Below are 7,234 nucleotides of genomic sequence, written 5' to 3' on the forward strand. Positions count from 1 at the left end.
CAGGGCGCCGTCGTCTTCGCCACGGCCAGCACCTACACGCGCGCGACGCTGCGCAAGATGGGCGTCATGTACGTCTACGACTCGCGCACAACGGATTTCGCCGACCAAATTTTGGTGGATACCGACGGCTCGGGTGTGGATGTAGTGCTCAACAGCCTGACCAGTGAGGGGTTTCTCGAAGCGACTGCGCGGGCCACCGCCCAGAACGGCCGCTTCATCGAGATCGCCAAGCGCGACATCTGGACGCCGGAGCAGATGGCCGAGGCCCGCCCCGACATCTCCTACGAGATCGTGGCGCTGGACACGGTGACCTTCCAGGAGCCCGAACGCATTCGTCGGTTGCTGACCGAGGTGTCGGAGGGGTTGGCCAAGGGTGAGTGGACGCCACTGCCCGCGGAGATCTATCCGCTGACAGAGGCGAGGGCCGCGTTCCGCCGCATGCAGCAGGCGCGGCACATCGGAAAGATCGTGGTGCAGATTCCGAATCCGCTCACACCCCGGGCCGATCGGAGCTATCTGATCACCGGCGGTCTCGGTGCGATCGGTCTGCACACGGCGTCGTATCTGGCCCAGCTCGGTGCCGGTGACATCGTGTTGACCAGCCGCCGCGCGCCCGATGCGGACGCGCAACGGTTGATCGAGGAGCTCACCGACCGCTACAAATGCCGCATCCACACTTATCCGGCCGATGTCGGCGAGGAGCCCGAAGTCGAGAGGCTGCTGGAGCGCATTCGCGCCGAATTGCCGCCGCTCGCCGGCGTGGTGCATTTGGCCGGCGTGCTCGACGATGCGTTGCTGTCGCAGCAGGACCTGGAGCGCTTCCGAACGACGTTGGCGCCCAAGGCCTTCGGTGCCTGCCACTTGGATCGTTTGACCAGGGACGACGAGCTGGACTTCTTCATCGTGTCCTCCTCGGTGTCCAGCTTGTTCGGTTCACCCGGTCAGTCCAACTACGCGACTGCCAACGCGTTTCTCGACGGCCTGGTCGCGCGAAGAATGGCGCAGGGGCTGCCCGCCACTGGTGTCAACTTCGGCCCCTGGGCCCAGGGTGGCATGGCCTCTTCGGAGGCCGCGAGCGCCAATATCAGTGCACAGGGCCTGGTTCCGCTGGAACCCTCAGCCGCCCTGAGCGCACTCGCCGAGGTCGTCGCCAACGGAACCGGCCAGGCCACCGTCATCAAGGCCAACTGGCAGCGGGCCGCGAAGGTGCTGGGCGGTTCTCGTCCACCGATTCTCGACCTCGTGCTGCCAAGCGCTGCCGGGGAGGTGACCGGTGACAGTGAGTTGCTTCGGCAGCTGCAGGAGATTCCGGTGGCGCAGCGCGCAGGCTTCGTGACCGAATTCCTTCAGCGCGAGGTGCAGAACTTCTTGCGGCTCGCTTCGCCGCCGGCCGCCACGAATCGGTTCCTGGACCTGGGTACCGATTCGCTGATGGCCATCGAACTTCGCAACCGGCTGCACAGTCAGTTCGGCGGCGCGTTCACGATCAACGCGACCGCGGTGTTCGACTATCCGACCATCGGGGGGCTCGCCGAGTATCTCGTCGGTCAGCTGCCCGACGCGGAATCGCCGCCGGAGGAGGAGGCGCAACCCGTCGCGGCGTCGGCAGAGGCCGAGGTGGAGGCAGAGGCCGAGGTCGAGGTGGAGGTGGAGGTGGAAGTCTCCTAGCCCCTTTTCCTAAGCCCAGCGGGTCGCTTCGACCGCAGCGGGCAGCGGGGTGTGAAGCGGCACGTCGAGACCGTCGTAGATACCGGGTTTCTGGGTTGCCAGCCATTCGATCGCGCCGAGAAGGCGGTTGGCGGCCGTCGTGTTGCCACCGTCGGCCCGGGTCCCACCAGGAACGTCGGCGCGGCTGACGATGGTCAACTGCGGGTCGCCGTCGACGACGACCCGGTGGTCGCCAAGTCCCTCATCGGGCTGGGGCCAATGCGGTGCGCACGCCGGGTCGATGCGGGTGATGTGGTCGACGACGATGCGCTCCTTGCCGCCGGACCAGCCGATGATCTTTAGCCAGAACGCGCCCTGGGTGCCCTTCTCGAAGCGACCCATGACGTTGTCGCAAGTCTCTTCCAGCGGTAGCCGCTCGACGACCTCGGTGATCTCGTCGACCTCCAGGCCGAGGCCGCGTCCGATCAGTCGGATGTTGCCGCCCCACACCATGGTCGGAATGGATGGCAGCAGCATCATCGGTACCTCGTCCATCGACCCGCCGAACCCGCACGACACCCGCACCGCACGGGGTTGGTCGTAGGTGGAGTAGTCGAAGATCTCCTGGCAGTAGATGGTGCGGATCCGGGTGCACAGTCCCGCCGCCATCACGGCGAGGGCGTCATTGGCCCAGCCCGGGTCGACGCCGCTGACCAACAGCGTGGCGCCGCCCTCCTCGGCGGCGGCGGTGAGCCTGTCGACCCATTCCGTCGGTGCGGATCGCGGGTCGTAGAGGGAGTAGAGCGACGGCGTGACGACGTGTGCACCCGAGCGCAGGCACCTTTCGATGTCGTTCACCGCCTCGTCGGGACGGATGTCGCCCGAGGCCATGTAGGCCACGGCGTCACAGTCCGCGAGCGCCGCTTCGACGTCCGTCGTCGCGATCACGCCGGTGTCTTCGGCGAGGTTGGCGAACGTTGCCGCATCGCGGCCGGCCTTCTCGGGCGACGAAGTGACGACGCCCGCGAGTCGCAACCCGGGGAACGCAACCGTTGACCGGATCGCCGTAGACCCCATGTTGCCTGTTCCCCATACCACCACGCGCCTCATTCGCCCCACCCCTAGCTGGCGTGCTGGGACGTCTAGTGGCGGACATCACATGCATGCGAAAAGCCAGCTCAGGGACCGTGAGCGACGGTATACGCCAGCCCGATCAACCGTCGGGTTGGTTAGCTACCGGTAATTTGCTCGACATTGCTTTGCGATCAAGTTACCAGCCGGTATAGTTGGTTGCAGTTACTGGTGGGTAACTTTGCTCAAAGCACCCAACCATAGGCGGCATTCTCATCGAGGAGGAAACGTGAGCCACTACAAGAGCAACGTCCGTGACCAGGTATTCAACCTGTTCGAGGTGTTCGGCGTAGACAAGGTTCTCGGCGAAGGCGCATACCGCGATCTCGACGTGGACACGGCGCGCGAAATGCTCGCCGAGATCACCCGACTGGCCGAGGGCCCGATCGCCGATTCGTTCGCCGAAGGTGACCGCAACCCGCCGGTGTTCGATCCCGAGACGCACGCCATCACGCTGCCCGAGTCCTTCAAGAAGTCCGTCCGCGCCATCACCGACGGCGGCTGGGACAAGATCGGCCTCGACGAGGAGCTCGGCGGCATGCCGATGCCCCGCGCGCTGCAGTGGGCGCTGATGGAGCACGTGCTCGGCGCCAACCCGGCCGTGTACATGTACTCGATGGGCGCGGGCTTCGCGAACATCTTCTACAACCAGGCCACCGAAGAGCAGAAGAAGTGGGCCGTGCTCGCGTCCGAGCGCGGTTGGACCTCGACCATGGTGCTCACCGAGCCCGACGCCGGATCCGACGTCGGCGCCGGCCGCACCAAGGCCGTCAAGCAGGAGGACGGCTCCTGGCACATCGACGGCGTGAAGCGCTTCATCACCTCCGGTGACGCCGACGACCTCGGCGAGAACATCCTGCACCTGGTGCTGGCCCGCCCCGAGGGCGCCGGACCGGGCACCAAGGGTCTGTCGCTGTTCTTCGTACCGAAGTTCCTCTTCGACTTCGAGACCGGCGAGCCCGGCGAGCGCAACGGCGTCTTCGTCACCAACGTCGAGCACAAGATGGGGCTCAAGGTCTCCGCCACGTGCGAGCTGTCGCTGGGACAGCATGGCGTCCCCGCCAAGGGCTGGCTGGTCGGCGAGGTGCACAACGGCATCGCGCAGATGTTCGAGGTCATCGAGGGTGCCCGGATGATGGTGGGCACCAAGGCCATCGCCACACTGTCGACCGGCTATCTCAACGCGCTCGAATACGCAAAGTCCCGCATCCAGGGTGCCGACCTCACCCAGATGACGGACAAGACCGCGCCCCGCGTGAGCATCACGCACCACCCGGACGTCCGTCGCAGCCTTCTGACCCAGAAGGCCTACGCCGAGGGCCTGCGCGCGCTGTACATGTACACCGCGACGTTCCAGGACGCCGCCGTGGCCAAGACCGTGCACGACGTGGATGCCGAGCTGGCGACCAAGGTCAACGACCTGCTGCTGCCGATCGTCAAGGGTGTCGGCTCCGAGCAGGCATACGCCAAGCTCACCGAGAGCCTGCAGACCTTCGGTGGTTCCGGCTTCCTGCAGGACTACCCGATCGAGCAGTACATCCGCGACGCCAAGATCGACTCGCTCTACGAGGGCACCACGGCCATCCAGGCGCAGGACTTCTTCTTCCGCAAGATCGTCCGCGACAAGGGTGTGGCGCTCGGCTACGTCGCAAACGAGATCGAGCAGTTCGTGAAGAACGAGGCGGGCAACGGCCGGTTGAAGGCCGAGCGCGCGCTGCTTGCGACCGCGCTGGCTGACGTGCAGGGCATGGCCGCCACGCTGACCGGATACCTGATGTCGGCGCAGGAGGACTCCAAGAACATCTACAAGGTGGGTCTTGGCTCCGTGCGCTTCCTCATGAGCGTCGGCGATCTGGTGCTCGGCTGGCTGCTGCAGAAGCAGGCCGCCGTCGCCATCGCGGGAGTCGACGCCGGAGCCGGGCCGCCGGCGACATCCAGCGCCGGAGCCGGGCTGCCGGCGACATCCAGCGCCGGAGCCGGGCTGCCGGCAACATCCGGACAGGGCGCCACCGGTGCCGACAAGTCGTTCTACGAGGGCAAGATCGCCGTGGCGTCGTTCTTCGCGAAGAGCTTCCTGCCGCTGCTCACCAGCACGCGTCTGGTGCTCGACAACATCGACAACGACGTGATGGATCTCGACGAGGCTGCGTTCTAACGTCGAGTGGCCAGTTATCGCACGCGAATTCGCAATTTGCGTGTAGCAAGTGGCCGCTCGGCGACAGGAACCGTTCAGGTTCTATTGCCACCATGTAGCGGTGCCTGCGCCCCACGTCTCCGTCGCCGTGAACCTCCTGGCCGCCGACGCGCCTGCGAACTACCGCCACGGGTTGTCACTGCTGCAAGGCTGGCTGCCGCTGACGCTGCAGGCCATCGCCGTCATCGTGTTGGTACTGGCGATCGGCTGGCGTTCGCGCCGTTGGCGCTTCGTATGGCTTCCAGCGTCGATCGTGGTGGGTCTGGCCGTCGCGGCGTGGGCGCACTGGTACGTCGACTCGCAGGGAATGGCGGGCGACCCCGCCCCTGACTCACTGTGGATATGGACGGGCCTGACGGGGTTCGCCCTCAGCGCGGCGGTGCTGGGATGGCGCGGCATCAGGTGGCGACGGGTCGCCGCCGTCGCGGCCGTCCCCCTATGCCTGCTCGGCGCCGGCCTGGCGCTCAACACGTGGGTCGGCTACTTCCCCACCGTGCAGGTCGCGTGGAATCAGCTGACCGCTGGACCGCTGCCCGACGAGACGGACGCGGCCACCATCGCCGCGATGCAGCAGGCCGGGACCGTCCTGGACCACGGCAGCGTCGTCCCCGTGGACATCCCGTCGGCCGCGTCGGGTTTCAAGCACCGGACCGAGCTGGTCTATCTGCCGCCCAAGTGGTTCGCCAGCAACCCGCCGCCCAAGCTCCCGGTCGTGATGATGATCGGTGGCGAGTTCAACACTCCAGCCGACTGGCTCCGCACCGGTAACGCCATGTCGATCGTCGACGGCTACGCCGCTGGGCATGGCGGCAACGCCCCGGTGATGGTCTTCGTCGACTCCGGCGGATCGTTCAACAACGACACCGAGTGCGTCAACGGTGTCCGTGGGAACGTCGCGGACCACCTGACGAAGGACGTCGTGCCGTACGTGAACTCGCACTACGGGACGAGCAGCAACAGTGCCAACTGGGGTGTCGTGGGCTGGTCGATGGGCGGCACGTGCGCAGTCGACCTGACCGTGATGCATCCCGAGCTGTTCAGCAGCTTTCTCGACATCGCAGGCGACACGGGGCCCAACGCAGGCACCAAGGATCAGACGATCGCCAGGCTCTACGGCGGAAACGCCGCCGCGTGGGCGGAGTTCGACCCGGCGACCGTGATGGCCAAGCACGGTCCGTACCGGGGAGTGTCGGGATGGTTCGCCATCTCCACCGACAAGCCGACACAGCACAAGTTCTCCGGCGGCGAAGGTGCGGTCGGGCTCGGCGGACGCGACGCGCAGGGCATGTCGGGCGACCAGACAGAGGCCGCCAATACGCTGTGCGGCCTAGGCCGGGCCCACGGCATCAACTGCTCCGTCGTCCCCACGACGGGGAGGCACGACTGGCCGCTGGCGACCCAGGTCTTCACCGCGGCAGTGCCATGGCTGTTCGGGGCGGTGCACACGCCTGGTGTTCCGGCTGTCCCACTGCCCGCCGGGTCGCCTGTCCCGCCCGCACCCTCGCTCGCCGGGGCCCCGGCGGCCGCGTCGGTACCGTTGGCACCGGCGGGCCGCTGATCAGTCGTCGAGCGCGCGCAGCACGGCGCGGGTGCGGGCCCGCCCCTCGAGGGACGCGTCGAACGTGGCGCCGACGAACTCGTCGACCCCTGCCGCGCTGAGCTCGGCGAGGCGATCCCTGACCGTCGCCTCGTCGCCGATGATTGCGGCGTCCTGCGGTCCGGCGTACCCCTCGCGGTCGAGCATGGCGCGGTAGGACGGCAGGACGCCGTACATCGCGAACTGCTCGGCGGCCTGCTTGCGGGCGCCGTCCACGTCGTCGGTGACGCTCACCGGCAGGGCGGCCACTACCCGGACCGAATCCTCGGGCCGCCCCGCGTCGGCGGCCGCCTGGCGCAGCGACGGGCTCACGTGGCCTGCCAGCGTCTCGGTTCCCGTCATCCAGGTACAGGTGCCTGCGGTGCGACGGCCCGCGATCTTCAGCAGCTGTGGTCCGAGCGCCGCGATGTACACGTCGGGCCGGGGTGCGCCGGAAATCATCAGCGCACCGCGGGTTGTGACGGTCTCGCCCGTCGCGTTGGCAGGCTCGCCGGCCAGCAGCGGCAGCAGACCGTCGAGGTATTCGTTGAGCCGGCGCACCGGCTTGTCCCACGGGATGCCCCACATGCCCTCGGTGACGGCCTGATGCGTCATGCCGAGCCCGAGGATGAGCCGGCCGTGCGAGACGAGGCTGACGGTCAGCGCCCGCTGGGCCATCTGCATCG

The 7,234-nt window shown here is 67.2% G+C and carries 5 protein-coding genes; 3 read left to right on the plus strand and 2 right to left on the minus strand.

The annotated features are described in order from the left end of the window. Window positions 1-1,668, plus strand: a 1,668-nt coding sequence (locus tag QOI01_RS17885) for an SDR family NAD(P)-dependent oxidoreductase (protein ID WP_526383233.1), incomplete at its 5' end; no start/stop codon positions are given. A gap of 9 nt (window positions 1,669-1,677) precedes the next feature. On the opposite strand, the gene QOI01_RS17890 is transcribed toward QOI01_RS17885, so the two are convergent. Next, window positions 1,678-2,757, minus strand: a complete 1,080-nt coding sequence (locus QOI01_RS17890) for an NAD(P)H-dependent amine dehydrogenase family protein (RefSeq protein ID WP_526383235.1) — start codon at window positions 2,755-2,757, stop codon at window positions 1,678-1,680. 250 nt (window positions 2,758-3,007) lie between these two features. Between QOI01_RS17890 and QOI01_RS17895 the strand changes: the two genes are divergently transcribed. Together QOI01_RS17895 and QOI01_RS17900 are read left to right on the plus strand one after the other, a co-directional pair. Beyond that, window positions 3,008-4,933 carry an acyl-CoA dehydrogenase family protein gene (locus QOI01_RS17895; RefSeq protein ID WP_526383237.1) on the plus strand — a complete coding sequence of 642 codons (1,926 nt, stop codon included), beginning with the start codon at window positions 3,008-3,010 and terminating at the stop codon, window positions 4,931-4,933. Window positions 4,934-5,060: 127 nt separating this feature from the next. Beyond that, on the plus strand, window positions 5,061-6,530 hold the full coding sequence (locus tag QOI01_RS17900) for an alpha/beta hydrolase (RefSeq protein WP_526383241.1): 1,470 nt from the start codon (window positions 5,061-5,063) through the stop codon (window positions 6,528-6,530). Here QOI01_RS17900 and QOI01_RS17905 read toward each other — a convergent pair. Continuing rightward, the coding region (locus QOI01_RS17905; RefSeq protein WP_526383239.1) for an LLM class flavin-dependent oxidoreductase at window positions 6,531-7,234 on the minus strand (704 nt) is incomplete at its 5' end.

Source organism: Mycobacterium sp., assembly GCF_032162605.1.
Lineage (GTDB): Bacteria > Actinomycetota > Actinomycetes > Mycobacteriales > Mycobacteriaceae > Mycobacterium.

What these genes read in the sequence shown, in the direction of transcription:
- QOI01_RS17890 (WP_526383235.1), bottom strand. Translation starts at nt 2,757, where the DNA reads ATGAGGCGCGTGGTGGTATGGGGAACAGGCAACATGGGGTCTACGGCG.